Origin of the sequence: Sphingomonas sp. S2M10, assembly GCF_012650175.1 — a bacterium.
Lineage (GTDB): Bacteria > Pseudomonadota > Alphaproteobacteria > Sphingomonadales > Sphingomonadaceae > Sphingomonas.
The window spans coordinates 13070-38081 of sequence record NZ_JAAILI010000080.1 but is presented as its reverse complement, the minus strand read 5'-3'; the positions used below and the strand labels follow the sequence as shown (position 1 = coordinate 38081).

Here is a 25012-nt window from a genome sequence, read left to right as displayed (position 1 = left end):
GTGTTCAGACGCTAGCTGTTGCTCAGCACGCATTATCGTTATCCCCCAAGCCAGCAACATTAACACAGCATTACCGTAGAGGGGAATCGCTTTGTGCGATTAGGAATGTCCCGCCGCGGGCAGGTCATCCGGCTCCTCTCCAGGTTGCATCTGCAATATTCTATGCACAATCTCAGGCGGATGGCCCGCCCGTAAAAATGCGGCGACTTGCTTTTTGCGAAGATCGCGATCCGGTGCCGAAGCGGCGAAAGGTCCGAATCGGCGGCGACGCGCGAAAATGAGCGCGTTTTTGAACGCGTCGGCCTCGATCGTCTCGGCCATCGCGGCGCTGTCCGCCGCGTCGATGCCGTCATGGCGCAACGCCATCTCGACGCGTCGCGCGCCCAGCCCCCGGCGCCCCATCGATCGCACCCGCGCTTCGGCAAAGCCGCGATCGTCGACATAGCCACGTGCCGCCATGCGTTCGGCGACGGCCATGGGATCGGGCGCACTCTCCCCTTCCCAGCCCCGCTCGCGCAGCTTGCGGGCGAGATAGGCAGCGAGGCGCGCGCGTGTGGTGGCGAAGCGCTCGACATAGCGCAGCGCCAGCCGATCGAGATCGGCGGCGACGAGCGGTGGCTTGGAACGGGACGGTTCGGGCATGCGCCTTGATTGTGCCACACTGCCAACCGATTTTGAACGATACTGCGTAGCAGAGCGCATATGGAAAAATTGCGTTGTGGGGGCACAACGACCTGCTACCTCACAGGGGCATGAGAAAAAGAATGGTATTGGACGAAACGGGATCGCTCGAAACAGTGGATATGGCAGCGCTTACGCCCACGCCCACGCAAGACCGTCTCCCGCGCCGTTTCGCTGACTTCGAAACGCTGGGCGGTGCGCTCGATTACGCGGCGCAGGGTGCGCGCGGACTGAACTTCCACGACGCGCGGGGCAAGCTGGTGCGGCCCTATCGCTTCGCCGAACTGCGCGCCGACGCGCTCGACCAGGCACGCCGCCTGATCGCCGCCGGCGTGCAGCCGGAGGATCGCATCGCGCTGATCGCGGAGACCGGCCCGGAATTCGCGTCGCTGTTCTTCGGCGTGATCTATGCGGGCGCCTGGCCGGTGCCGCTGCCGCTGCCGACCAGCTTCGGCGGCGCGCAGTCCTATATCGATCAGCTCCGCGTCCAGCTGGAAAGCTGCGACCCCAGCCTGCTGATCTATCCGCCCGAAATCGGCAGCATGTGCGCCGAGGCCGCGCGGCTGACCGAGGTTGCCGCGACCGACTGGACCGCCTTCTCGGCCAATCCGGCACCCGAGGCGCCGCTGCCGCAGGCCAAGCCGGACGACATCGCGTACCTGCAATATTCCAGCGGCTCGACGCGCTTCCCGCACGGCGTCGCGATCACCCACCACGCGCTGCTCAACAATCTCGCGGCGCACAGCCACGGGATGGAGCTGGTCGACGCCGATCGCTGCATTTCCTGGCTGCCCTGGTACCATGACATGGGGCTGGTCGGCTGCTTCCTGTCGCCGATCGCGAACCAGGTCTCGACCGATTACATGAAGACCGAGGATTTCGCCCGGCGCCCGCTGGCCTGGCTGGACCTGATCAGCCGCAACGAAGGCAACAGCATCTCCTATTCGCCGACCTTCGGCTACGATATCTGCGCGCGCCGCATGTCGAGCCAGACCAAGGCGAGCGACCGCTTCGATCTCGCCCGCTGGCGCATCGCCGGCAACGGCGCCGACATGATCCGCCCGGACGTGATGCAGCGCTTCGTCGACGCCTTCGCCGATGCCGGCTTCAAGGCGACCGCCTTTATGCCGAGCTACGGCCTGGCCGAGGCGACGCTGGCGGTCTCGATCATGCCGCCGGGCGAAGGCATCGTCGTCGAGCTGGTCGAGGAGACCCAGCTCTCCGGCGGCACCGCCCGCGCCGATCGCCCGCAGCGCTACCGCGCGGTCGTCAACTGCGGCAAGCCGGTGCGCGACATGGCGATCGAGGTTCGCGAGGAAGACGGCACGCCGCTTCCCGAAAAGGCGATCGGCAAGGTCTGGTGCAAGGGCCCGTCGGTGATGGTCGGCTATTTCCGCGACGACGCGGCCACCGAGGCGTGCATGGCCGATGGCTGGCTGGATACCGGCGACATGGGCTATATGTCGGACGGCTATATCTACATCGTCGGCCGCGCCAAGGACATGATCATCGTCAACGGCAAGAACCACTGGCCGCAGGACATCGAATGGGCGGTGGAGCAGCTGCCCGGCTTCAAGCAGGGCGACATCGCCGCCTTCGCGATCACCACCCCCGGCGGCGAGGAAACCCCGGCGGTGCTGGTCCAGTGCCGTACCTCGGACGAGCAGGAGCGGCTGCGGCTGCGCGACGAGATCCGTGAGCGCGTCCGCTCGGTCACGGGCATGAACTGCGTGGTCGAACTCGTCCCGCCCCGCACGCTGCCGCGCACCAGCTCGGGCAAGCTCAGCCGCGCCAAGGCGCGCAACCTCTATCTGAACGGCGAGATCAAGCCCTACGCGATCGCCGCCTGACAGGTTTTCGGCCGGGCCCCGCGCCCGGCCGGATGCCCCGCCCCCCTCAAAAATGGGGGGCGTGCCGCGATAATGGACCTATTCACCTCCATTTTCGCATCACCCTAACCTCTCGCTAACCAGCTCCCGCTATGAAGCCGGGGTGAGCAGCTCTTCCACGACCCCGTTGATGAAGCCGCGAGTCGATACGCGGGCGCTGCTCGGGCTGAGTGACCCCGGCGATGCGATCGACTGGCCGCGCATGCGCGCCGCGCAGCTCGAGGCGGGGCGGCGCACCGCCCTGCTGTTCTTCTCGGCCCATGTCGGTGCCGCCGCGCTGGCCGCACTGGCGCTTGCCCCGCTGGCATCCCACACCATGCTCTTCTGCTGGATGGCATTGACGCTGGGCGCCGCGCTCTGGGTGACGCTGCGCCGCCTCGGCTGGCAGGACCGGGACGTGCTCACCGCGACGCTGGCCGAGATCCGCCGCACCGCGACCGAGGGCGTGGTCATGGGGCTCGCCTGGATCATCCTGCCGCTCGCCTTCGGTGCGGTCGCCACCGCGCGGGCCAGCCTGGATCTGTGGGCGGCCACGACGATCGTCGTCATCGCCTCGGCGATGACGATGGGTGCGCTGCCGCTCGCCAGCCTCACCTTCATCGCCATGCTGGGCAGCGCCTCCATCGCCACGCTGGTCCTGGTAGGCGCCCCCTTCCTCGCCGTTGCCGCCGCCTTTCTGGTGCTGCTGGTCGCCGTCGCAAGCTTCAGCAGCGCCCGCGCGCTGGTGCTGCTGCGTGCCAACCAGATCGCGCTGGCCGAACGCGACCAGACGGTCAGCCTGCTGCTCCGCGAGTTCGAGGACGCCGGATCGGACTGGCTGTGGGAACTGGACGCCCAGCGCCGCGTCGTCCGCGCCAGCCCCCGCCTCGCGGCATCACTGGGGCTCGACCCCGGCATGCTCGGCGGCATGCCTTTCCTCCAGCTGCTCGCCGGCGCCGGCTGGGAGAGCGGGCAGTTCACCGCCGAACTCCATGATCTCGCCGAGAAGCTGAAACGCCGCGAGCCCTTCGCCGACCTCTCGATCCCGATCGACGTCGAGGGCGACCGACGCTGGTGGCAAATGTCCGCCAGCCCCAAGTTCGATGAGCGCGGCGCCTTTGCCGGGTTTCGCGGCGTCAGCTCGGACGTGACCGAGCAACGCCGGGCGACCGAGCAGATCTACCGCATGGCCCGGTTCGACACGCTGACCGGCCTGCCCAACCGCCTGCACATCAACGAGGCGCTGGCCAGCGCGATGGCGGAGGCGGACAAATGGGGCGCGCGCTGCGCCTTCATGATGATCGATCTCGATCGCTTCAAGGCGGTCAACGACACGCTGGGCCACCCGGTCGGCGATCGCCTGTTGCAGCGGGTCGCGCGCCGCCTGCGCGGGCTGGTCAGCGAGACCGAGATGATCGGCCGCCTCGGGGGCGACGAATTCGCCGTCGTGGTCCGCGACGCGCGCGACACCGCACGCGTGGAGGCGCTCGCCCAATCGATCATCGACACGATCTCGCGGCCCTATGAGCTGGACCAGCACACCCTCTACATCGGCGCTTCGGTCGGCCTGGCGCTGGCGCCGCGCGACGGCCGCACCGCCGAGACGCTGGTCCGCTCGGCCGATCTCGCGCTGTATCGCTCCAAGGACAAAGGCGGCGGCGTGTTCCACGCCTATGAGCCCCAGCTTCACGTCGCCGCCGAGGAGCGCCGCGTGCTGGAGATCGCCCTGCGCGCCGCGGTGGAGAAGGGCCAGATGCAGCTGGCCTATCAGCCGGTGGTCAACGCCCGCACGGGCGGTCTGCTCGGCTTCGAGGCGCTGCTCCGCTGGACCCATCCCGAACTCGGCAGCATCCCGCCCTCCAAGTTCATCCCGCTGGCGGAAGAGGCACGGCTGATCGGCGCGATCGGCGAATGGGTGCTGCGCACCGCTTGCCACGAAGCCGCGCGCTGGGAGGTTCCCGCCCGTGTCGCGATCAACGTCAGCTCCGAGCAGCTTCACAACCCCAGCTTCGCCACGCTCGTGGCCCAGGCGCTCGCCGCCTCCGGCCTGCCCGCCGACCGGCTCGAACTGGAAGTGACCGAAAGCGTCTTCCTGCGCGAAGGCACCGGGGCGGTGAGCGTGCTTGAGCAGATCCTCGATCTCGGCGTCCGCCTCAGCCTCGACGATTTCGGCACCGGCTATTCGTCGCTCGGCTATCTCGCCCATACCCGCTTCAACGCGATCAAGATCGACCGCAGCTTCGTCCAGAACGCCGCGCGGGGCACGCGCGAGGCAATCGCGATCATCCGGGCGGTGGTTGCGCTCGCTGAAAGCCTGGGCATGGCGACCACCGCCGAAGGGGTGGAAACCGAGCAGGAGCACGAGATGGTCCAGGCGCTCGGGTGCACGCGTGCGCAGGGCTATTACTTCGGTCGGCCGCTGCCGGTGCAGGAAGCCCGGATGATAGTGTCGCGAAACGGTAACGAAACGACCCGCGTCCGTGCGTGAGTTGCGGTGACCTGTTCCCGGATTGGGACATAAGCCCTTTTTTTCACTCGGAACTTTGGAACTCGCCAAGGGTCTCGCCTGCACTGCAATGGTTCACTTGCCGTTAAGGGAGACACCCCGAATGTATCGTACGCTTATGGCGGCGGCTGCCACCGCCGCAGCGCTTGTCGCTGTCGCACCTGCCCAGGCCCAGACCTATTTCGGTCCGTCTGACATGAACATCGCGCTTGCCGCAGATGGCTCGATCTCGACCAGCTTCGGCCAGTCGGGCATTTCTGCCGGCAACTTCACCCACATCTACCAGTTCACCCTGCCGACCAACGGTCTGGCGAGCGGTTCGCTGATCACCAGCGCCGTGACGCTGAACGGCGCGAACGACCTCGACCTCAAGTCGGTCTTCTTCAACGGCGTGCAGCTGACCGGCTTCTTCGGCAGCGGCCTGAACGAGTTCGTCTTCGCCAACTCGGTGCCGATCACCGCGGGCGTGCAGAACGAAATCACCATCAACGGCTTCTCGCGCGGCAATGGTTCGTACGGCGGCCAGGGCGTGTTCGTCCCGTCGGGCGTGCCCGAGCCGGCTGCCTGGGGCATGATGATCGGCGGCTTCGGCCTGGCCGGTGCAGCCATGCGCCGCGCGCGCCGCACGCGCGTCACCTACGCGAACGCCTAAAACAAAAAATCATCCTCGCCGTTGCAGAGGGGGCGCCGTCACGAAGATCGTGGCGGCGCTTTCTTTTTGGCCCCGCAATGCCTGCCGCGCGCATCTTGGCTCTTGCCCGAAGCGGAATCGGCCGATAAAGGGGCGGACCGCACAGGGGTGTAGCTCAGCTGGTTAGAGCGTCGGTCTCCAAAACCGAAGGCCCTCGGTTCGAATCCGAGCTCCCCTGCCACGGACTTCCCACCATCGCCGCATCTTACCGCGCGCTGCATCGCCGCGCTCCCTCCGCACGCACCTGGCATTTGTCCGCGAAAACCGCTTTCATCGGCAAACCCGCGCTGCGATAGCGCCCGCACCATCGGGAGGAGGGATCATGCCCTGTCAACGCATCCGGCTGCACGCCGTCGCCAGCCTCGCGGCCGCAGCGCTGCTGCTCGCCGCCGCCGCCGAGCGCGACCCGCCCTATCGTTCCAGCCCGGAACGCCGCACCGTAGAGGACACCCGCGACTGGGGCCGCTGGCTCGGGCCGTTCCGCGCCAGGCTGGTGCCCAGCATGATGCAGGATTTCGGCGAGCGCTATCTCTACGCCGCTGCCAATGCCGCACTGCCGCCGCCGCGCAAGGGCGAGCAACGCGTCGTCTTTTTGGGCGACTCGATCACCGATGGCTGGGATCTCGCGAAGAGCTTCCCGGGCAAGCCCTATGTCAATCGCGGCATCGGCAGCCAGGTCACCGCGCAGATGCTCGTCCGCTTCCAGCAGGACGTCGTCGCGCTGCACCCAAGCGCCGTGGTGATCCTCGCCGGCGTCAACGACGTGACCGGCTTCCTGCAGATCGAAAGTGCCGAGTCGATCGTCGCCAATATCGAGGCGATGGCAGACATCGCGCACGCCCATGGCATCGCCGTGGTGCTGTGCGCGATCCTGCCGGTGAACAACTATACCGAGGCCGCCCGGGCGGTGGTGGAGGAACGCAAGCCCGACGAGCTGCGCGCGATCAACGCACGACTCCGCGCCCTCGCCGCGCGCCGAGGCTTCGCCTTTGCCGATTATGACGCGGTGCTTGCCGACAGCGCCGGAAGGATGGGCGCGGCATTCACGCGCGACGGCATCCACCCCCTCCCGGCGGGCTATGCCAGAATGGCACCGGTGGCCTCGCGCGCGATCGCTGCCGCGTTGAGTGGCAATCACTAAACTATTGGTTTTATGACGTTATCACCTGTTAACGCTAACGCACTTTTATTCCTGAACCACAGTTTCACATAATTGTTGCGATAAATCGGACGCGATGGTAGCGCAAACATCGGATGCCGGGATCACACCGGCACTGCCGTGTGGTCGCCCTTGGATGAAGCGCCCCGGCTTCATCATCTGCACCGAGCGCAATGCGCGCCGAGGGAGGGGACTAGTGACCAACCGCTTCACATCATCTTCGCATGAGTCGTCGATCACCGCTTGGCTGCGCGCCGGCGCTTCGCTGGCAACGTTGTCACTGCTGAGCGTGCCGGGCGCCGCGCTCGCCCAGACGGCAGCGGCCGCGCCGCAGGGCAGCGAGTCCGCCACTCAGACCGGCGACGGCCAGACCGACGGCACGCAGGTCGACGACACCCAGGCGATCGTCGTCACCGGCATCCGCGCCTCGCTGCAGAGCGCGCGCAACCGCAAGCGCGACGCCGAACAGGTCGTCGACTCGATCACCGCGCAGGACATCGGCGCCCTGCCCGACCGCTCGGTCTCCGAAGCGCTGCAGCGCGTGCCGGGCGTGACGCTCCAGCGCACCAACGAAAATCGCGACCCCGCGCGTCTCTCGTCCGAAGGCGGCGGCGTCTTCGTCCGCGGCCTGTCCTGGGTCCGTTCGGAGCTCAACGGCCGCGACGTCTTCTCGGCGAACAACGGTCGCGGCCTGTCGTTCGAGGACGTCTCGTCGGACCTGCTGGTCGGTGTCGACGTGTTCAAGAACCCCTCGGCCGATCTGGTCGAAGGCGGCATCGGCGGCATCGTCAACCTGCGCACCCGCAAGCCCTTCGACGCGCCGGGCTATGTCTTCGCGCTGTCGGGCGACGTCAACTATGCCGATCTGCGCAAGAAGGCCTATTGGTCGGGCAACGGCCTCGCCAGCGGCCGCTGGAACACCCCGCTCGGCGAGATGGGCCTGCTGCTCAGCTACTCGATCAACAACATCGGCAACCGTACGGACAGCATCTCCAACGGTCGCTATGATCGCGGCACGCTGACCGCCGCGCAGGGCGGCCTGCCCGCGGGCAGCAACGTCTATATCCCCGCCAATATGGGCCTGCGCCGCATCGATTGGCAGCAGAAGCGTACCGCGTTCGACGGCTCGTTCCAGTGGAAGCCGAGCGACACGCTGACCTTCACCGCCGAGGCGCTGATCGCCCAGGCGACGCCGCGCGACATCGAATATGCGATCGGCGACAACGGCACCCCGCCGACCGACGACCCCTCCTACAAGTTCGGCCCGAACAACGAGCTCGTGTCCGGCGTCATCGCCAATCGCCAGCTCAACCTCGACACGCGTTCGGGCTACCAGCGCAAGCGCACCCAGGATTTCTCCGGCAACCTGCGCTGGACTCCCGACACGCACTGGACCGTGACCGGCGACCTGCAATATGTGAAGTCGACGGCGCAGGTGAGCAGCATGACGGTGTTCACGCAGACCAATACGCCGGCGACGTTCGACTTCAACTTCAGCGGGGACGATCCCAAGCTGGTGATTTCGCCGACCACCTCGGGCGGCTCGCTGACCAACCAGAGCGACTATTGGTGGGCCGCGGCGATGGACCATCTGGAAGACAATGAAGCGCAGGAATGGTCGGGTCGCGCCGATGTCGAATACAAGTTCGACGAAGGCTTCCTGCGCTCGCTCAAGGTTGGCGGCCGCTACACCGACCGCAACGCCATCACCCGCCAGACCGGCTACAACTGGGGCGAACTTTCGGCGCAGTATTGGGATCCCGGCACGCCGGTCTATCTGACCCAGACCGGATTTGCTCCCACCACGCCGCCCACCGGCTTTGCCGGCGGTGCGCAGAACCCCGGCCTGCCCAGCCAGACGCAGCTGATCAACTACAACAACTTCTTCCGCGGTAAGGTGGCGTCGCCGGGCGCCGGCTTCTGGTTCCCCTCGGCCGGCCTCGTCGAGCGCAGCCCCGCGGCGGCCTATGCCGACTATCTGCAATATGTGAGCAAGAGCTGGCGCCCCTATAACAGCGACGTCAGCGTCTCCGGCCTGTCGGGCGGCGGCGTCAACGACCAGACCGAGCGCACCTATGCCGGCTATCTGGTCGCGCGCTTCGGCATGGACACCAGCCCGATCGGCCATTTCGACGGCAATATCGGCGTGCGCGTGATCCGTACCGAGATCTCGGCAGTCGGCTCGGGTGCTTCGCTGCCCGCCTATCCGAGCGGCACCTGCGTTCCGGGCACCACCATCGTCGGCGGCCCGCGCGACGGCCAGCCGACCACCGCCGCCGACTGCGCGACCTTCACCTCGGCGCAGGCATTTGCCCAGGGCTCGCTGGGCGTGACCACCAGCGCCAGCAACGCCTATACCGACGTGCTGCCGACGCTGAACCTGCGCTTCTTCGTGAAGGACAATCTTCAGCTCCGCCTCGCCGCGGGCAAGGCGATCTCGCGTCCCACCTTCGCGCAGCTCAACCCCTATGTGCAGCTGGGCTACAACTTCGCGAGCACGCCCGATGCGGCGGTGGCGACGGGCACCGGGATCAACGGCCGCATCACGCCGTTCACCGGCACCGCGGGCAATCCGAACCTGAAGCCGACGCGTTCCAACCAGTTCGATGCCAGCCTCGAATGGTATTTCGGGCGCGCCAACAGCATCACCGTCGCAGCCTTCTACAAGGACATCAGCAACTATATCTTCGCCGGCACCACCGAGCGCCAGTTCACCAGCAACGGCCAGACGCTCACCTTCGACGTCACGCAGCTGACCAACGGCTCCAGCGGCAAGATCAAGGGCGTCGAGTTCAGCTACACGCAGTTCTTCGACATGCTGCCGGGTGCGCTGTCGGGCCTGGGCTTCCAGGGCAACTACACCATCGTCGATTCGTCGGGCGGCAGGAACACGGCGATCAACGTGTTCGACGCCAACCAGACCGCCGGCGCGGGCAAGGAACTGCCGCTCGAGGGCCTGTCCAAATACTCGTACAACGCAGCCCTGATCTACGAGAAGTACGGCATCTCGGCGCGCGCCGCCTACAACTGGCGTTCGAACTATCTGCTGACGACCTCGGCCGCGAACATCAACTTCCCGGTCTGGTCGGAGTCCTACGGCCAGCTCGACGCGTCGATCCTCTACTCGATCACGCGCCATGTGAAGATCGGCGTGCAGGGCACCAACCTGCTCAACTCGCGGACCTTCCTCGACGTGGGCGATCCGGATCTCAAGCCGCGCTACAGCTGGACGGATACGGACCGGCGCTTCGCCTTCCTGGTCCGCTCGGTCTTCTAACTTCCTCCACCTCCGCCCCCGGACGCCGCAAGGCCTTCGGGGGCGCATTTCTTTGTCGGCCGAACCCGCCTAGGCTGGCCGACACACGGCAGCTCGGGACCAACGTACACGTGGCGCAGCACATCATCATCGCGGGCGGCGGCAGCGCGGGCTGGATGGCCGCGGCGTTGTTTGCTCGGCTGCGGCCGGCACCGGACACGCGCATTACGCTGGTCGAATCCGATGCGATCGGCACGATCGGGGTGGGCGAGGCGACCATCCCCATCCTCCAGCATTTCAACCGGCTGCTAGGCCTGCACGAGCCCGATTTCGTCGCCGCAACGCAAGGCAGCTTCAAGCTCGGTATCGAGTTCGTCGACTGGGGCGAAACCGGCAATCGCCACTTCCACGGCTTCGGCGATTTCGGCCCGCCGATCGAGGGAGTCGCGCCGCACCATCACTGGCACCGGTTGCGCGCCGCCGGTCGCATCGCAAAGCCGATCGACGCCTGGTCGATGCCGGCCCGTGCGGCAGGCCAGGATCGCTTCGCGCCGCCCGAGGCGCTGCGCGGCGAAGCTGCCGAATATAGCTATGCCTATCATTTCGACGCCGGCCTCTACGCCCGCCTGCTGCGCGATTATGCCGAGGCACGCGGCGTAACCCGCGTCGAAGGGCGCATCGTCACCGCCGAGCGCGACCCCGAGAGCGGCGATCTGACCGCCCTTCTGCTCGAAGGCGAGCGTCGGCTTGCGGGGGACCTGTTCATCGACTGCACCGGCTTCGCCAGCCGCCTGCTGGGCCAGGCGCTCGATACGCCGTTCGTCGATTGGTCGCGCTGGCTGCCCGCCGATCGCGCGCTGGCGCAGGGCTGCGCGCGCGCCGGCCGCTTCACGCCCTTCACGCGCTCCACCGCGCATGCCGTCGGCTGGCAATGGCGCATCCCGCTTCAGCACCGCACCGGGAACGGGCTGGTGTACAGCAGCGCCTATCTGTCGGACGACGAAGCCGCCGCGCGGCTCGCGGCGAACCTCGATGGAGACGCGATCGGCGATCCGCGTCCGCTGCGGTTCACCACCGGCCGGCGCGACCGTTTCTGGGCCCACAATGTCGTCGCGATCGGTCTGGCGGCGGGGTTCATGGAACCGCTCGAATCCACCAGCCTCCAGCTGGTGCAGACCGGGCTCGTCGACCTGGTGGAATTGCTGCCGGGCACCGGGCGCGCCGATCCCGCCATCGTCGCCGAATATAACCGCAAGACGATCGGCCAATATGAGCGGATCCGTGATTTCCTGATCGCCCATTATTGCATCAGCCGGCGTCCGGAGCCCTTCTGGCGCGACATGGCGGCGATGACGCTGCCGGACAGCCTCGCGCACAAGCTGGCGCTTTGGGACGCGATGGGGCGGGTGCCGCTGTACGACCGGGAGTCGCACGCGGAGGCAAGCTGGGTGGCGGTGCTGCTCGGCCAGGGGCGGATCCCGCGTCATCATGAGCCCAGCGCCGACCGACCGCCGCTCGACGCGCTGGCGCAGCTGTTCGCGCAGCGCCGCGCGGTGCTGGAAGCCGCGCTCCCTCGCTTGCCCGCGCATGACCATTTGGTCGAGAAAACCTGCCGGGCTGATGCCGCGTGAAGCCGCCCGCGCTGTACCGATCCGAACGCCAGGAGAAGATGTCTTGACCCACTACGCATTGCCGATCGCACTCGGCGGCCTGCTGCTCGCGCTCGCGCCCTTGCAGGCAGCCGCCCAGGCGCCCACCCGCACCGTCCGCGTCGACGTCGCCACCGCCGCGGCGCCGGTCGACCGATTCTTCGATCTGTCGATCGGCTCGGATTATCCCGGCACGCTCCGCCGCGACGATTCGATGGCGCAGCTGCGCACCACCCGTGACGAGCTCGGCTTCCGCTATGTCCGCTTCCACGCGCTGTTCCACGACGTGCTCGGCACGGTGAAGCGCGAGAACGGCACGCTCGTCTACGACTGGCGCGGCATCGACGCGCTGTACGACAAGCTGCTGGCGCGGGGGCTCAAGCCGTTCGTCGAACTCGGCTTCACCCCGGAGGCGCTGAAGACGTCGGACAATTCGATCTTCTACTGGAAGGGCAATACCTCGCACCCCGAGCTCGGCGGCTGGCGCGACCTGATCACCGCCTTTGTCCGCCATGCGCAGCAGCGCTATGGCCGCGACGAGGTGCGCAGCTGGTTCTTTGAGGTGTGGAACGAGCCCAATCTCGACGGCTTCTGGGAAAAGGCCGACCAGAAGGCCTATTTCGACCTGTACGATGTCAGCGCCCGCGCGATCAAGGCGGTGGACCCCACGCTGCGGGTGGGCGGCCCCTCCACCGCCGGCGCCGCCTGGGTGCCCGAATTCCTTGCCGACATGCACAAGCGCGGCACCCCGGTCGATTTCGTCACCACGCACACCTACGGCGTCGACGGCGGCTTCCTCGACGAGCAGGGCAAGCAGGATACCAAGCTCTCCCCCTCGCCCGACGCGATCGTCGGCGACGTGCGCAAGGTGCGCCGGGAGATCGCCGCCTCGCCCTTTCCGAACCTGCCGCTCTATTTCACCGAGTGGAGCACCAGCTACACGCCGCGCGACCTGGTCCATGATTCCTATGTCAGCGCGGCCTATATCCTCACCAAGCTCAAGGCCGTGCACGGCGTCGTCCAGGGCATGAGCTACTGGACGTTCAGCGACCTGTTCGAGGAGCCGGGCCCGCCCACCGCGCCGTTCGAGGGCGGCTTCGGGCTGATGAACCCGCAGGGCATCCGCAAGCCCGCCTGGTTCGCCTACAAATATCTCAACGCGCTCCAGGGCCGCGAAGTCCCCACCGGCGACGCGCACAGCATCGCCGCGGTCGACGGCGCCAAGCTTTCGCTCGTGCTGTGGGACTGGCACCAGCCCCAACAGCCGGTGAGCAACCGCTCCTTCTACGGCAAGCTGGTGCCTGCAAAGGCGGAGGCGCCCGCGTCCGTCCAGCTCGCGCATCTGCGACCGGGGACCTACACGCTGCGCCTGTTCCGCACCGGCTATCGCCACAACGATGCCTTTTCGACCTATATCGACTGGCAGATGCCCAAGGCGCTGAGCGACGCGCAGGTCGCGCAGCTCCAGCAGCTCACTCGCGACCTCCCCGAGCGCGACGAGACCGTGACCGTGCCCAGGAGCGGCACGCTGACCGTCAAGCTGCCGCTCCAGACCAACGACGTGCTGCTGCTCCGGCTGGAACCCGCCCGGCGCTGACGACGCATGCTTCCGGCCGTCCCCGCGCCACGCTCCCTCGCGATCCGCAGATCGGGGGGCGTGGCGCTCGGCTCGCCGTTTGAACCGCGGTGCTCGTCGCGCGCGGCTTGTCTTGCCGATCCATCGGGCACAGCGTTCGCGAACGTCTTCATTCAGTGCGGCAAGGCACTGGAAACTTTCGATGAAGCGAACGTTAGATCCAGATCAATTCTGGGGAATGGATTTGTCGCAAGATGCCTGAAGGGGAACCCGTGGTGGCCGTAGCCCTTCTTACCCAACGCGACATCGAGCGGTATGGCGCCAATCTCAGCCGCTGTTACCGGATCGAGGAAACGCCCGATTTCGATGCGCTGCTGCACCTGATCGACCGGGCGGATACCGCGCTGCAGGCCCGCACCAGGCAGCGCTCCCCCACCGCCTAGCCGGCGCCCCTCGCCGCCGCCTCACGCCCGCGCGGGCGCCAGCTTCCAATAGGTTGCGTAGCGCTCGTGCGCGATGCGGTGATAGGGGATCAGCCGCACCGGCGCGCCGTCCGCGGCGGCGATGGTGAACTCTAGCGTTTTCGCGCCCGGCCGGATCGCCGCCGCCAGCGCGTGCGGGTCGCCCGCCAGCACCGGCACCTGCACGGGCCCGTCATTGTAGCGACCATATTCCCGCTCGCTGACCACGATGTCCGCGCCCGGCGCCAGCCCCTGGCGGCCGAGCGCCCCTGCCAGCACGAGCGGCCCGTAGGTAAAGGCGACCACGTCCGGCGCCGCCGGCGCATGCTCGACGCCGACGTCCATGGCGAGCTGCAGTTCCACCCGATCGCCGTCGCGCCAGGTGCGGTCCAGCGCGATCCGGCTGCCCGGCGCCACCGATCGCGCCGCCGGCTTGCCGTTGATCCGCACCGTGGCGGTGCGGCTCCAGCGCGGATGGCGCAGGGCGAGCGTCAGCGCGGTCGGCGTTTCCAGCCGCCAGCGCAGCGTCGTGCGCGGCTCGTCCGGGAAGCGGGTTTCCTGCACCAGCGTCGCTCCCTTGTCGCGCCAGCGCACCGTCGAGGGCAGGAACAGGTTCACGTACAGCACGTCGTCGTCGTGGAAGTAGATCGAATCCCGATACTTCACATGATTTTCCATGCCCGTGCCGGTGCAGCACCAGAAGCTGTGCTCGGGGGTGTGGTACAGCTTCATATAGCCCGGCCGCGCGCCCTGGAAATAGGTCGCCATGCCGCTGTCCGGATCCTGCGAGGCGAGGATGCCGTTGAACAGCGTCCGCTCGTAATAATCGGCATATTCGGGGCGCGGCTCGTGGAGGAACAGGCTGCGGGTGAGCTTGAGCATGTTGTGCTGGCAGCAGGTCTCCGATCCCTTGGCCGAGAAGACATGGTCCTCGAAGTCCGCCATCGCGAAGAAATGCTCGTTGTCGCCGTGCCCGCCGGTGGCGAAGGAGCGCGTTTCCGCCACCGTCTTCCAGAAAAAGGCGGCGGCATCGCGATAGGCGGCATCGCCGGTCGTCTCGTAGACGCGGTGGAAACCCACCACCTTGGGCACCTGGGTGTTGGCATGGAGCCCATCGAGACGATCCTGCCGCTTCGCCAGCGGCGTCAGCAGCGCCTTGTGCGAAAAGCGCTCGGAAAGCGTGCGATACTCGGCCTTGCCGGTCATCGCGTAGAGATCGGCATAGATCTCGTTCATCCCGCCATGCTCGGTCTCCAGCATCGCCTCGAACTGCGCGTCGGTGAGCGGCCGGCACGCCACCACGCCCCAGTCGGCAAGCCGGAGCAGCGCCGTCCGCGCCGGCGCGCTGTCCGCCAGCACCGCGCCGTCGCGCAGGCCCGCATACACCTTGTGCAGCGTGTACCAGGGCACGCCGCTGATCTTCTCGCCCCGCAGATGCGCCGCCACCACCGCCGCCCCGTTCGGAAACGCGGTGACGAGGCCGCTCTTCGCCGCGTCCTGGCAGGCACCCAGCTCGCTCGCGATATAGTCGATGCGCTTGCGATATTCCGGCGTGGCGGTCGCGCGAAAGGCGAGCGCGCAGGCCGAGAGATAATGGCCGAGCGTATGCCCCTGGCAGTGGATGTCGGCCCATTGCGGCTCCGATTCCCAGCCGCCATAGGCCGGCGCCTTGGGGCTGAGCCCCGCATTGACCCGGAACTGGTGGAGCATCCGGTCCGGCTCCAGCCGGAGCAGATAGGCCTCGGTCGCGCGCTGGGCATGGAGGAAGGGGCCCTCGCCCAGCGTCACATCGGCCATGTCGAAGGGCTGGAGCCGGGCGGGTGCGGCCGCCGCTGCCGGGGCGGTCTGCGCCGCTACGGGCGCCGCCGCCCCCATTCCGATCGCCATCGCACCGCTGCCCGATCCGGCCAGGAACGCCCGGCGTGACGTCTCGATACCCATGGCGCAACCTCTCCGTCCGATGCTATTTACTCCGGGTTATCAGACCCACCCCCGTGCGCCAAGCCGGAACGGCCGTGCTGCACCGCGCAAAAAAAGCGGCTTCCCAAAATCGTGTCGCTGCCCCAACCAAGCGCGCATGGTCGAAAAGATTCTGGGCGTGCTCGCCACCTTCACCATCTGGGTCATCTCGAGCGGCGGCTATCTCGGCATCGCCGTGCTGATGGCGATCGAATCCGCCTGCATCCCGCTGCCGTCGGAGATCATCATGCCGTTCGCCGGCTATCTGGTCTCGACCGGCCGGTTCGACCTGTATCTGGCCGCCACCGCGGGCGCGATCGGTTGCAATCTCGGCTCGATCGTCGCCTATGAAGTCGGCAAGCGCGGCGGCCGCCCGCTGGCGCTGCGCTGGGGCAAATATGTGCTGATCGGCCCGGGCGAGATCGATGCGGCGGACCGCTTCTTCGCGCGCTATGGCAGCATCGCGGTGCTGATCGGCCGGCTGCTGCCGGTGATCCGCTCGTTCATCGCCTTCCCGGCGGGCGTCGCGCGGATGAAGCTGGTGCCGTTCCACGTCTATACCTTCCTCGGCAGCTGGCCCTGGTGCTTCGGCCTCGCCTGGGTGGGCATGGTGCTGGGCGAAAAGTGGGACAGCGATCCCCGCATGAAGGCGGCGTTCCACAGCGCCGATGCGCTGATCGGCGTCGTGCTGGTCGGGCTGGTGGCGTTCTACATCTGGCACCGCGTGCGGGGCATGAAGCAGCGCTGAGCGCTTCGTTTCCGCCCCGCTTGCACAACTAGCGCCGATCCTCTAGATACAGCCCCCTAGCCGAAAGCGTGGGTGGATTGCACCGGTTCCTGCAAAGGACCGGGCAGCGGACCCATGCCCGAAGCGCCACTTTTCACACGAGGATAGCCCCAGTGGCGAAGACCAGCCCCGTCGAATTCGTGAAGCAGGTCCAGGCCGAGACCCGCAAGATCGCCTGGCCCACCCGCCGCGAGACGATCATGACCGGTGTCATGGTGATGATCATGACCACGCTGCTCGGCTGCTTCTTCCTGGGCATCGATTCGCTGTTCGACCTGATCGTCAACGCCCTCCTCCGCCTCGCGCAGTAAGAGAAAGACCAACACCCATGTCGCGCTGGTACATCATCCACGCCTATTCCGGTTTCGAGGGCAAGGTCCGCGACCAGATCCTGGCCGACGCCACCCGTCTGGGCCTCGATCGCCTCGTCGAGTCCGTCGAAGTACCGACCGAGACGGTCACCGAAGTACGCCGCGGCAAGAAGATCCAGTCCGAGCGGAAGTTCTTCCCCGGCTACGTCCTCGCCAAGCTCGAGATGAACGACGACGTCTATCACCTGGTGAAGAACACGCCGAAGGTGACCGGCTTCCTCGGCAGCTCGGGCAAGCCCCAGCCGATCAGCGAGGCCGAAGCCGCGCGCATCCTCAACACCAAGGAAGAAGCGGCCACCGCGGCGCCCAAGGCCAAGCTCAAGGTCGATTTCGACATCGGCGACACGGTCAAGGTGATCAGCGGCAACTTCGCCACCTTCTCGGGCGTGGTCGAGGAGCTCGACTACGACAAGAACCGCGTGAAGGTCTCGATCTCAATCTTCGGGCGCGCGACCCCGCTGGAGCTGGGCTTCGAGGACGTCGAACGCGTCAAGTAAGCCGGGCGGAACTGCCAAGACGAACGGGCCGGGGTGCGAACCCCGGCCTTTTTCGTTGCGAATCCGTAATTTACCCGAGCACCGATGGCGGTTGCATTTTGTCTATAATGAACCTGGCGCCCTTTTTTCGGCGCGCTGGGGGACGATGCTGCGAACCACGATCCTAGCCTGCGCGACCTTGTTGATCGCGGCACCCGTCCGCGCCCAGGTGCCGCTGGCGGAGGCGCGGCTCGCGCTCGCGATCGACCGGATGTTCGCCGATCCCCGCGCCGCCCTTGCCGCCGCGCGCGCCGCCGAGGCGGCCGCTACGCGTGATGCCGCGGCCGGGCAACTCGCGGTCAAGGCGCGCTGGCTCGAAGGCGAGGCGCTGTCGCGACTGGACCGCGACGCCGAGGCCGAACCGCTGATCGCCCGCGCGCTCGAACAGGCGCGTACCCGCTGGCCCCGAACGCGACTGCAGGCCGATCTGCTGATGACCTGGGGCGGCATCCAGCAGAACCGCAACCATGCCGCGGTCGCGCTCGATGCCTTCCAGCAGGCACACAACCTGTTCCGCGACCTGCACGAGCCGCGCAAGCAGGCGATCGCGCTGGTGATGATCGCCAGCCTCTACAACCGGGCGCGCGACAATGAATCCGCTCTGCGGTACTTCCAGGCCGCGCTCGACGCCTATGCGGGCGACCGCAACCTGCGCATGTCGATCTTCAACAATCGCGGCAATGCGCTGCTCGACATGGACCGTCCCGCCGATGCCGCGCGGGAATATCAGCAGGCGCTCGCCCTGGCCGTCGCCTCGGGCGAGATGGGGCTGCGGGTGCCGATCCTCAACAATCTCGCGCGCACCGCCCTGCAGCAAGGCAAGCTCGCGGCCGCGCGTCGCTATAGCGACGCCGCCGTCGTCGCGAGCGCCGGCCACAGCGCCGAATATGGCGGCAACGTCCACGCCCTTCGTGCCCAGATCGCGCTCGGCCGCGGTGCGGTGGACCAGGCGGTCGGCGAAATCGGCGAGGCAATCGCGCATATCGCCGATCCCAGTTCGCCGGTGTGGCGGGAGGTGCACGAGGCGGCGGTGGACATCTACACCCGCGCCGGCCGCCCCGCCGATGCGCTCGCGCATCTCAAGGCGCTGAAGCGGATCGACGACGCCGTCACCAAGGTCGCGGCGGATACCAACACCGCGTTGCTCGCGGCGCGGTTCGATGCGACCAACCAGCAGCTCCGCATCGAGAAGCTGCATACCAACGAGGCCAATCAGCGCGCCCGCTTCGCCCGCGATCGCGCGCTGTTCCAGCTGCTGCTGGTCGGCGGCCTGCTGTTCGTCGCGGTCGGCGGCGCGGCGCTGCTCGCCTTCGCGCTGGTCCATATCCATCGCAGCCGCCGCGAGGTGCGCATCGCCAACCGCGATCTCGCCGCGAGCAACACGCAACTCGGCAAGGCGCTCGCCGCCAAGCGCGAGTTCCTGGCGACCACTAGCCACGAATTCCGCACCCCGCTCAACGGCATCCTGGGGATGAGCGAGGTACTGCTCACGGACCCGACGCTGGGCGACGACGCCCGCGCCCGCGTTGCGGCGCTGCAGGACGCCGGCCGGTCGATGCAGGCGCTGGTCGACGACGTGCTCGACATGGCCTCGCTCGACAGCGGCGAGATCCCCCTCGCCCGCGCCCCCTTCCCGCTGCCCGATCTGCTGCGCGAGGCCGGCCGCCGCTGGGCGGACGAGGCGGCGCAGCGCGGCCTGCGCTTCACGCTGGAGTGCGCCGCCTGCCCCGCGACCCTCACCGGAGACGCCCGGCGGGTGGGCCAGATCGTCGACCATCTGCTGGCCAACGCGGTCAAGTTCACCCCCTCCGGCAGCGTCGCGCTCGTCGCACGCGCCCCTGCGGACGGGCGCAGCGGCGTGGAGATCACGGTGCGCGACACCGGCATCGGCATCGCCGAAGACCAGCAGGCCGCTATCTTCGGCAAATTCTATCAGGTCGATGGCGGCATGACGCGGGCCTATGGCGGCATCGGCGTGGGCCTCGCCCTCGCCCGCACCTTCGCCACCGCGATGGGCGGCACGCTCGACGTGCGGAGCACGCTGGGCGCCGGTGCGACCTTCCGGCTGTACCTGCCGGACGACGCGGTGGTCGCCACCGGTGCCGTGCCGATGGATCCGCCGGCCCCGCCCGGGGAGACGCGGCTGCTACTGGTCGAACCCAATCCGCTCGCGCGCGGCATGCTGCTCCATGGGCTGTTGCCGGCGGGGCTGGCCGTGGAGGCGGTCGGCACGCCGGCAGACGCGCTGGCCAGGCTGGACACCGGCGCGATCGAGCTGCTGCTCATCAACGCGGACGGCATGCCCGGCGCAGGCGATCTCGCTGCCGTGGTGGGCGCGGGACGGGCACGCGGGCTCCCGGTGGTCCTGCTGTTCGAACCGTGCGGCGCGTTCGACCGGGTCGGGATCGACGCGATGGGCGCGACGCTCGCCCTGGCCAAGCCGATCGCGGTCGACATGCTGGCCGAACGCCTGTCGGCGCTCGCGCCCCACCGTACGGATCTCGCCGCCTGATCACCGGCGGACACGAAAAAGCCGGGGCATCGGCCCCGGCTTTCCCGATTTGCTAGCGCCGCGGTTCAGAGCACCGTCGGCTCGCGATAGGCGCTGCGTTCGCGCTCGATCTCCTCACGCGTGTACGCCGGTGCATCGCTGTCGAAGCGGCTCCAGCCGGACTGGCGATAGGCCGCGCCGCGCGTGCCGGCATCGACACCGCGACGGTTGAGTACCGCCTCGGCTTCCGGCACCAGCGCGTCCGAAACCCGCGCGCTCACCAGCGTGCCGCCGCGGCGCACGCCTTCGGAATAGACGTTCGCGTCCTCCTCGCTCTCGCCCGCATTCTTCAGCGCGCCGACGATGCTGCCCGTGGCCGCGCCGCCGACGCCGCCGATCGCCGCGCCCGCCGCCGTCGAGGCGAGCCAGCCCGCCGCCACGATGGGCCCGAGGCCCGGGATCGCCAGCAGGCCGAGCCCCGCGAGCAGCCCGCCCACACCGCCCAGCGCCGCGCCGGTCGAGGCGCCGCGGCTGACATCGCCATGGGCGTTGACATCGCTCACGTCATGGTCGCCATGCGTGTTGTTGGCAATGATGCTGAGGTCGTCGTGCGGCACGCCCATGCGCTCCAGCTCGTTCACCGCGGCCTTGGCATCCGAATAGTCGTCGAACAGACGGGTAATGGTCCGGCTCATCGCATTTCTCCTGCAGAACTGTGGGGTTAGCGCGCGGTGATGTTGCCCTTATAGTCGAGCGTCACGGTCATCTTCTTGCCGTTCTTCATCGCCATCCCCTGCCAGGCGCCGTTGTCGGTGCCCTTCAGGCCGGTGATGCCGGTATAGCCCGCCTTGGCGAGGCGGCCCTTGGCCTGGTCCTCGGTGAAGGAGCTGCGACCCTTGGCAGGCGCGGCGACGTGATGCGCGGTGCCGTCCTTCACCACCGGGTTGTGCGAACCCGACTGACCGCTGCTCTGCGCAGCCGCACCCGTCGTCGCGAGCGCGAGGCCCGCGACGGCCATGATCATGCGTTTCATGCCCATTCCTCTCATACGATGGTCCGCCCGCAGCACGGCGATGCACCGACTGCGCGGACTTTGCTCAAACCGTTGAGGGACTTATTTGGTTCAGCGGCGCGCGACGAAGCCGATCGAAAGGCCCGTGGAACGCGATATCGATAGGTATCGGCGGACCATCCCGATCATCGCATCCCCTGGAAGCCTATGGATGCTTTGTTATGACAATCCCGAACGAGGTGCAGACAAACCCGTCGATGGATAGTTTCAGATGTGCCGGCGGCCCCAGCCGGTGTCGTTCGGCGTCCGGCAGATCGTGCAGCCAGGGCGGAAGGTCGATGAACCGATCCATCACCTGGCCGCCGAAATCGAAAGACAGCGGCATCACCTGGTGCCCGGCTGCAGCCATTTTCGCCGCGAATGCCTCGAGATGCTTCCGCTGGAACAGCACGGTGATCCAATTGTCGACGGTCGGCCCGTCGTCATCGATGTTCAGCTCCAGCGTGTGCACCGCGGTGCCCCCCGGCCGAAGGGTTTCCAGCGAGCGCTCGATGAAGCGCAGCCCCGCCTCGATGCTGCCGAGATGCTCCAGCGCACACATCGACCAGCAAAAGTCATATCCCTGCAGATCGGCGGGCACCGCGTTCATGTCGACCGTTGCAACCGTTACGAACCGATCGAACCGTTCGCGATCGACAAGGTGCGGCAGGAACGGCGATGCGGCCGAGCCGAGATGCTGCTGCGAGGCGATCCATCCCGCCGCCGCCGCCGCGTCGCCGGCATCGTCGCTGGCGGTGACGGTAATGCCCAGCGATGCCAGATAGCTCGGGATCGGTTCGGCCCCGCAGCCGAAGCCCAGCCCGCGCGCGCCCGGCACCAGATGGCCGTGCTCGAACAGCACCTGCAGCACATAGGCGCATTCCCACAGCTTGCGATGATAGATGACGGCGGTCTTCAGTTCCGCCGCCCAGTGCGCCATCCAGTCGCTTTCGATATCGGCCTGGGTGCAGGGCTTGGAGCCGAGCCCGATCAGGCGGGCCTGGCCATCCTCCCGCGGCGGCAGCGCGACCGCCATGCGGTGGGCGAGCGCATAGCCGAGCGTCTTCACGTTCAGCTCCAGGATCCGGACCTCCTTGACGATGTCATTGAGCGCATTGAGGTTTGGCCGCGCATCCGCCGTGACCAGCGCCAGCAGCCGCTTCAGCACATGCGCCTCGATCTTGGTCCGTATCGACAACCCCTCACCTCCTGAAGACCAGACACTGCGCCGCGCGCCGCACGGCAGGAAGGCGCGGGCGCCCGCCCGCCCTGCGCACCCCCTTGCCTAGCCGCATCCGTCCCGCCACTGTCCCCGGCAAATCCCCGGGGACCCCATGTCACACACCACCAAAGCCCAGACCCGCGCGCGCGTGGTGCTCGCCGCCGCCATCGCCGCCGCCGCCCTCTGGATCGGCCTCGCGTTCGTGCCCGCCATTCTCTGGGCGGGCGTGCTCGCGATCGGCGTGGAGCCGCTGCGGCTGTGGCTGAGCGCGCGGATGCCCGGCCGCCCGGCACTGGTCGCCGCGCTGCTCACCCTTGCCATCCTGCTGGTCGTGCTGATCCCGCTGTCGATCGCGATCAGCCAGGCGGTGATCGAGGCCCAGTCGGTCGCCGCCTGGATCGCCGATGCCCGCACGCACGGCGTTCCCCTCCCCGACTGGGTCGCCCGCCTGCCCTGGGGCCGCGAGCAGGTCACCGCCTGGTGGAACCTCCACCTCGTCACCCCGGAGGCCGCCGCCGCCGAGTTCGGCCGGCTCGACCAGTCGCTGTGGCGCAGCCATTCGCAGGCCTTCACGCAAAGCCTGGTGCGCCGCGCGGTGGTGTTCGCTTTCACCCTGGTCGTCCTCTTCTTCCTGCTGCGCGATCGCGACAACATCGTCCGCCAGCTCGAGCGCGGCGCCACCCGCGCGTTCGGCGATGCGGGGGACCGGCTCGGCCGGCAGATCTTCGCGGCGGTGCGCGGCGCGGTGGACGGCATGGTGCTGCTCGGCCTCGCCCAAGGCATCCTGATGGCGATCCTGTTCGCGATCGGCGGCGTGCCCCACCCGATCCTGCTCGGGCTGGCCTCGGGCTTCGCCTCGATCATCCCGTTCGGCCTGGCGGTGGTGCTGGTGCTGGCGCTGCTGCTGCTGCTCGCCAAGGGCGCGGTGATGGCGGCGATCGTCGTCGGCGCGATCGGTTACGCGCTCAACTTCGTGGTCGATCATTTCCTGCGCCCGAGCCTGATCGGCGGCACCACCCGCCTTCCCTTTGTCTGGGTGCTGATCGGCATCCTGGGCGGCGTGGAAACGATCGGGCTGCTCGGCCTGTTCGTGGGACCGGCGGTGATGGCGGCGCTGGTGCTGCTGTGGCGCGAATGGGTGGCCGAAGGCGATATCGGCGGGGCGGAAGCGGGGCAGACGACGGAACTGCATCCCTGATCCTCCCTGGCACGGGGAGGATCAGGTTCGCGGGGGATCCTGCCCCCTTGCCCCCCGCCCCGCTTTCCGCTAAGGCCGCGCGCTTCCAAGCACACAGCTCGGGAACCATGCGGGAGGCGGCCTCTGGTCGTCGCTTGTACCGCTCGACTTGAAAGAGAGTGACATGGCTAAGAAGATTACCGGCTATATCAAGCTGCAGGTGGCTGCCGGCGCCGCAAACCCCTCGCCGCCGATCGGCCCTGCCCTGGGTCAGCGCGGCGTGAACATCATGGAATTCTGCAAGGCGTTCAACGCCGCGACCGGTGACGTCGAGAAGGGCACGCCCCTCCCCACCGTCATCACCGTCTATGCGGATCGTTCCTTCTCGTTCGAGACCAAGACGCCGCCGGCGACCTATCTGCTGAAGAAGGCCGTCAACCTGAAGTCGGGCTCGAAGGAGCCGGGCAAGACGGTCGCAGGCAAGATCAAGCGTTCGCAGCTGTCGGAAATCGCCCAGGTCAAGATGAAGGACCTGAACGCGAACGACATCGAAGCCGCGACGAAGATCATCGAAGGTTCGGCCCGCGCGATGGGCCTCGAAGTGGTGGAGGGCTGATTCCATGGCAAAGCTGACCAAGAAGCAGAAGACCTGGAGCGTCGATCCGGTGAAGCTCCACGGCGTCGATGAAGCGATCGCGCTGGTGAAGCAGTACGCCACCGCCAAGTTCGACGAGTCGATCGAAGTCGCGCTGAACCTCGGCGTTGATCCGCGCCATGCCGACCAGATGGTCCGCGGCGTCGTCACGCTCCCGGCCGGCACCGGCAAGGACGTCCGCGTCGGCGTGTTCGCCCGCGGCGCCAAGGCCGAGGAAGCCAAGGCCGCCGGTGCCGATGTCGTCGGCGCGGAAGACCTGATGGAAGCCATCCAGGGCGGCACGATCGATTTCGATCGCTGCATCGCGACCCCGGACATGATGGGCCTGGTCGGCCGTCTCGGCAAGGTGCTGGGTCCGAAGGGCCTGATGCCGAACCCGAAGCTCGGCACCGTGACCATGAACGTCGCCGAAGCGGTGAAGGCCGCCAAGGGCGGCCAGGTGGAATACCGCGTCGAAAAGGCCGGCATCATCCACTCGGGCATCGGCAAGGTGAGCTTCTCGAACGAAGACCTGCGCCGCAACTTCGACGCGCTGGTCGACGCGGTCGTCAAGGCCAAGCCGTCGGGCGCGAAGGGCAAGTACCTCAAGAAGGTCGCGCTCTCCTCGTCGATGGGCCCGGGCGTGAAGGTCGACACCACCGAAGTCGCCACCGTCTAAGCCGTACGGCGCCAGACAAGCGAAAAGGGCCGGGGAGCGATCCCCGGCCCTTTTTCTGTGCCCGAATGCCCCGCGCGTTCTGGCATTGGTCGGGAAGGCGGAAGAAAAATGTCGCCAACGTACAAACGATTTCATTACCGTCATGTAACGGAAACAAAATACGCAGCGCGTGTCATCGTCCGGTCGCGGTAGCGCCACCGGATCGTTTCACCTTCGGCTTAGGGCCGCTCCCACAAGACCAATAAAGGTCCAGGGAGA

20 protein-coding genes and 1 tRNA gene are annotated in these 25012 nt (G+C 67.5%); 16 read left to right on the top strand and 5 right to left on the bottom strand.

Going from position 1 to position 25012, the window contains the following annotated elements; genetic code table 11:
* Positions 1-99: 99 nt before the first annotated feature.
* A complete protein-coding gene (locus S2M10_RS20075) occupies positions 100-642 on the bottom strand; it encodes a RecX family transcriptional regulator (protein ID WP_168847651.1) in 543 nt (180 codons plus the stop codon).
* A gap of 122 nt (positions 643-764) precedes the next feature.
* Between S2M10_RS20075 and S2M10_RS20070 the strand changes: the two genes are divergently transcribed.
* From S2M10_RS20070 to S2M10_RS20030, 9 genes are all read left to right on the top strand, one after another.
* Entirely contained in the window at positions 765-2531 is a 1767-nt protein-coding gene (locus S2M10_RS20070; protein WP_168847650.1) for a fatty acyl-AMP ligase, read from the top strand.
* Positions 2532-2700: 169 nt separating this feature from the next.
* Positions 2701-5037 carry an EAL domain-containing protein gene (locus tag S2M10_RS20065; protein ID WP_168847649.1) on the top strand — a complete coding sequence of 779 codons (2337 nt, stop codon included), beginning with the start codon at positions 2701-2703 and terminating at the stop codon, positions 5035-5037.
* Between the two features lie 121 nt (positions 5038-5158).
* Positions 5159-5707, top strand: coding sequence for an FxDxF family PEP-CTERM protein (locus tag S2M10_RS20060; protein WP_168847648.1), 549 nt, complete (start codon positions 5159-5161; stop codon positions 5705-5707).
* A gap of 143 nt (positions 5708-5850) precedes the next feature.
* Positions 5851-5927 (top strand) — tRNA-Trp (locus S2M10_RS20055).
* Between the two features lie 141 nt (positions 5928-6068).
* Positions 6069-6887: a GDSL-type esterase/lipase family protein gene (locus S2M10_RS20050; RefSeq protein ID WP_168847647.1), complete on the top strand. Its 819-nt coding sequence runs from the start codon at positions 6069-6071 to the stop codon at positions 6885-6887.
* A 214-nt stretch (positions 6888-7101) separates the two neighbouring features.
* The gene (locus tag S2M10_RS20045; protein ID WP_348770643.1) at positions 7102-10182 is read left to right on the top strand and encodes a TonB-dependent receptor; all 3081 of its coding nucleotides are present in this window, start codon (positions 7102-7104) and stop codon (positions 10180-10182) included.
* A 110-nt stretch (positions 10183-10292) separates the two neighbouring features.
* Positions 10293-11792, top strand: coding sequence for a tryptophan halogenase family protein (locus S2M10_RS20040; RefSeq protein WP_168847645.1), 1500 nt, complete (start codon positions 10293-10295; stop codon positions 11790-11792).
* Positions 11793-11871: 79 nt separating this feature from the next.
* A complete protein-coding gene (locus S2M10_RS20035; protein WP_247650935.1) occupies positions 11872-13407 on the top strand; it encodes a beta-xylosidase in 1536 nt (511 codons plus the stop codon).
* 254 nt (positions 13408-13661) lie between these two features.
* Positions 13662-13829 carry a hypothetical protein gene (locus S2M10_RS20030; protein ID WP_168847644.1) on the top strand — a complete coding sequence of 56 codons (168 nt, stop codon included), beginning with the start codon at positions 13662-13664 and terminating at the stop codon, positions 13827-13829.
* 21 nt (positions 13830-13850) lie between these two features.
* On the opposite strand, the gene S2M10_RS20025 is transcribed toward S2M10_RS20030, so the two are convergent.
* Positions 13851-15788 carry a glycoside hydrolase family 127 protein gene (locus tag S2M10_RS20025; RefSeq protein ID WP_168847643.1) on the bottom strand — a complete coding sequence of 646 codons (1938 nt, stop codon included), beginning with the start codon at positions 15786-15788 and terminating at the stop codon, positions 13851-13853.
* Between the two features lie 136 nt (positions 15789-15924).
* Here S2M10_RS20025 and S2M10_RS20020 point away from each other — a divergent pair, with 136 nt between their 5' ends.
* From S2M10_RS20020 to S2M10_RS20005, 4 genes are all read left to right on the top strand, one after another.
* Complete coding sequence (locus tag S2M10_RS20020) at positions 15925-16554, top strand: DedA family protein (RefSeq protein ID WP_168847642.1); 630 nt, start codon at positions 15925-15927, stop codon at positions 16552-16554.
* Positions 16555-16706: 152 nt separating this feature from the next.
* A complete protein-coding gene (gene secE, locus S2M10_RS20015; RefSeq protein ID WP_168847641.1) occupies positions 16707-16904 on the top strand; it encodes a preprotein translocase subunit SecE in 198 nt (65 codons plus the stop codon).
* 17 nt (positions 16905-16921) lie between these two features.
* Positions 16922-17461 (top strand): transcription termination/antitermination protein NusG, encoded by a 540-nt coding sequence (gene nusG, locus S2M10_RS20010; RefSeq protein WP_121078389.1) that lies wholly within the window; start codon positions 16922-16924, stop codon positions 17459-17461.
* A 145-nt stretch (positions 17462-17606) separates the two neighbouring features.
* Entirely contained in the window at positions 17607-20012 is a 2406-nt protein-coding gene (locus tag S2M10_RS20005; RefSeq protein WP_168847640.1) for an ATP-binding protein, read from the top strand.
* 65 nt (positions 20013-20077) lie between these two features.
* On the opposite strand, the gene S2M10_RS20000 is transcribed toward S2M10_RS20005, so the two are convergent.
* The 3 genes from S2M10_RS20000 to S2M10_RS19990 form a co-directional block, all read right to left on the bottom strand.
* Entirely contained in the window at positions 20078-20686 is a 609-nt protein-coding gene (locus S2M10_RS20000) for a general stress protein (RefSeq protein WP_168847639.1), read from the bottom strand.
* A gap of 26 nt (positions 20687-20712) precedes the next feature.
* Positions 20713-21024 carry a hypothetical protein gene (locus S2M10_RS19995; RefSeq protein WP_247650928.1) on the bottom strand — a complete coding sequence of 104 codons (312 nt, stop codon included), beginning with the start codon at positions 21022-21024 and terminating at the stop codon, positions 20713-20715.
* A gap of 184 nt (positions 21025-21208) precedes the next feature.
* On the bottom strand, positions 21209-22240 hold the full coding sequence (locus tag S2M10_RS19990) for a hypothetical protein (protein ID WP_168847637.1): 1032 nt from the start codon (positions 22238-22240) through the stop codon (positions 21209-21211).
* A gap of 136 nt (positions 22241-22376) precedes the next feature.
* Here S2M10_RS19990 and S2M10_RS19985 point away from each other — a divergent pair, with 136 nt between their 5' ends.
* From S2M10_RS19985 to rplA, 3 genes are all read left to right on the top strand, one after another.
* Entirely contained in the window at positions 22377-23462 is a 1086-nt protein-coding gene (locus tag S2M10_RS19985) for an AI-2E family transporter (RefSeq protein WP_168847636.1), read from the top strand.
* A gap of 163 nt (positions 23463-23625) precedes the next feature.
* The gene (gene rplK, locus S2M10_RS19980; protein WP_168847635.1) at positions 23626-24057 is read left to right on the top strand and encodes a 50S ribosomal protein L11; all 432 of its coding nucleotides are present in this window, start codon (positions 23626-23628) and stop codon (positions 24055-24057) included.
* A gap of 4 nt (positions 24058-24061) precedes the next feature.
* Positions 24062-24754, top strand: a complete 693-nt coding sequence (gene rplA, locus S2M10_RS19975; RefSeq protein ID WP_168847634.1) for a 50S ribosomal protein L1 — start codon at positions 24062-24064, stop codon at positions 24752-24754.
* Positions 24755-25012: the final 258 nt, after the last annotated feature.